1 protein-coding gene is annotated in these 1,315 nt (G+C 75.0%); it reads right to left on the bottom strand.

What is annotated here, in order from left to right; all coding sequences use genetic code 11:
* Positions 1-173: 173 nt before the first annotated feature.
* Positions 174-1,166 (bottom strand): small ribosomal subunit Rsm22 family protein, encoded by a 993-nt coding sequence (locus ABZ930_RS41390; protein ID WP_361560796.1) that lies wholly within the window; start codon positions 1,164-1,166, stop codon positions 174-176.
* Positions 1,167-1,315: the final 149 nt, after the last annotated feature.

Raw genomic sequence — 1,315 nt, 5'->3', positions numbered from 1 at the left:
CCCGCGCCCCTGAAGGCATGCGCTGCGCGCAGCCTTCCCCTGCCCCTGGGCGAGCGAAGCTCGCTCCCAGGGGCGCGGGGAACTGCGCGAGAAGCGGCCACCGGCCCGCGGACGAACGACAACCCGACAGGGGCGCGGGGAACTGCGCGACCAGCCCCCACCGGAGCCGCGGACTAGGGGCGGCCGTCGGTGCCCCAGGAATCGCCCCAGTCCGCGTCCCGCGCCTCCCGGTAAAGGACCCCGTGCTTCTTCGTGACCGTCGTCCGCGCCAGCACCCCCCGCACCTCGCAGAGGTCCAGCAGCACCTGCCCCTTGCGGATCTGGGGCTTCCGGACGATGCGGGCCGGAGCCGGGTCCGGGTCGAAGCGGGTCGCCGCGACGTACGCGAACTTCTCGTCCTCGTACGCCAGCGACCCGCCCTTGATCTGACGGTGCAGGGAGGAACGGCTGACCCGCGCCGAGAAGTGGCACCAGTCGGTGCCCGGCACGATCGGGCAGGGCGCGCTGTGCGGGCAGGGCGCGGCGATGCGGAAGCCGGCCGCGACGAGCCGGTCCCGGGCCTCGATGACACGGGCGTAGCCGTCGGGCGTACCGGGTTCGATGATCACGACGGCGTCGGTGGCGGTGCGCGCGGCGGTGTCGACGACGGCGGCGCGATCGTCCTCCGTCAGTTCCTTGAGGACGTAGGAGACGGTGACCAGGGCGGTGGCGGCCGGGGCGGACGAGGCGCCGATACGGGCCCGCTCCCAGGTCACGGTGGACGCCAACGCCGGTTCCGCGGCAGCCAGTTCGCGGCCGAGGGCGAGCGCGGGCTCGGACCAGTCGAGGACGGTCGTCGGACGCTCCCCGGGCCAGATGTCCTGCGCCGCCCAGACGGCGGCGCCGGTCCCGCCGCCGATGTCGAGGTGCCCGGCGGGGGTCCAGCCGGGGGCCGCGTCGGCGAGGGCGTCGAGGGCGGCGCGGACGGCTTCGAAGGTGGCCGGCATCCGGTACGCGGCGTAGGCCGCGACGTCGGCGCGATCGCGCAGGATCGGGGCGTCGGTGGGGGTGGTGCCCCGGTAGTTCGCGATCAGCCGGTCCACGGCGCGGGTCGCCTGGCTCGGCGGGAGGCCTTCCAGGAGGGCGGCGAGGGCGGTGCGGAGGGTGTCGTCGGTGGGGGCGGTCACCCGGTGATTTTACGGGTCGGCGGCGAGTGCGGCTCTCGTCGTGGCTGGTCGCGCAGTTCCCCGCGCCCCTGAAGGCATGCGCTGCGCGCAGCCTTCCCCTGCCCCGTCAGGGGCGCGGGGAACTGCTGTTGACGAGGTTGGTCGTCGGC

Source organism: Streptomyces sp. NPDC046716 (assembly GCF_040645755.1).
Lineage (GTDB): Bacteria > Actinomycetota > Actinomycetes > Streptomycetales > Streptomycetaceae > Streptomyces.
This window is presented reverse-complemented; position numbering and strand designations above follow the sequence as displayed.